At 74.9% G+C, this 1,124-nt stretch carries 1 protein-coding gene; it reads left to right on the forward strand.

Annotation, left to right across the window (positions count from 1 at the left end; genetic code table 11):
* Positions 1-134: 134 nt before the first annotated feature.
* On the forward strand, positions 135-1,061 hold the full coding sequence (locus tag MFF06_RS22510; protein WP_238208429.1) for a PhnA-like protein: 927 nt from the start codon (positions 135-137) through the stop codon (positions 1,059-1,061).
* Positions 1,062-1,124 lie beyond the last annotated feature (63 nt).

The following is a 1,124-nucleotide window of genomic DNA, read 5'->3' on the forward strand; positions in this document are numbered from 1 at the left end:
CCAAGTCGCCGAATACCCCATCGCCTCGCTGCTGATCGCCGGCGCCGTCGGCTTCGGCCTCGGCCTGCTGGTCAACGCGACCCGCGACTGATCCCACCCCTTCGACGAACGACCAGACCAACCGGAGTAGCAGAGTGACGACCATCCAGACCACCGGCACCCCCCTCGCGACCGGGGCGGCCCATGCGGAGACGCGGGCCGTCCTTCTGAACGAGGTGTCCTGGGGCGCGATCTTCGCCGGCGCCGTGACGGCGCTCGTGACCCAGGTGATCGTGAACCTCGTCGGGGTGGGCGTGGGCCTGGCCTCGGTGGGCACCACCGCCGCGGACAACCCCTCCGCCGCCACGGTCTCGGCGGGGGCCGGGATCTGGTTCGTGGCCTCGGGCATCGTGGCCTCGCTGGCGGGCGGCCTGATCGCGGGCCGGCTGTCGGGCAAGCCGTTGCCGGGCGCGGCCGCCCTGCACGGGCTGGTGTCCTGGGCGGTGACGACGCTGGTGGTGCTGTACCTGCTCACCTCGGCGGCCACCGGCCTCGTCGGGGGCACGCTCAGCACCGTGTCGGGGGCGCTGGGCGGCGCGGGCAACCTCGTGGGCGGGACCGTGCAGACGGCCGCCCAGGCCGCCGCGCCCTCGCTGTCGAAGATCTCGAACCCGCTGGAGGGCATCGAGCAGAAGGTGCGCGAGCAGGCCGCCGGCCAGGACCCGCAGGCCGCCCGGGACGCCGCCGTGGCGGCGGTCAAGGCGGTGCTGACGGGTGATCAGGCCCAGAAGGAGCAGGCCAAGACCCGCGCCGCCGACGCCCTGGCCAAGGCCCAGGGCATCTCGCCCGACCAGGCCAAGGCGCAGATCGACGACTACCAGAAGCAGTACGAGCAGGCCGTCGCCACCGCCAAGCAGAAGGCCGAGGCCGCCGCCGTGGCCACGAAGTCGGCCGCCACGCAGGGCGCCTTCTACGCCGCCATCGCGCTGATCCTGGGGGCGCTGGCCGCCTTCCTCGGCGGCCGCCTCGGCGCCCCGAAGCCCGCGACCCTGCTCGGCGCCTACGACGCCCGCCGCGTCTGATCCCCTCCACCGGTCCCCGCCGCGCGGCGGGGACCCTTCTCCCGGCCGGAGCCTCCGGCCCCC

This window comes from Methylobacterium aerolatum (assembly GCF_022179085.1).
Taxonomy (GTDB): domain Bacteria; phylum Pseudomonadota; class Alphaproteobacteria; order Rhizobiales; family Beijerinckiaceae; genus Methylobacterium; species Methylobacterium aerolatum.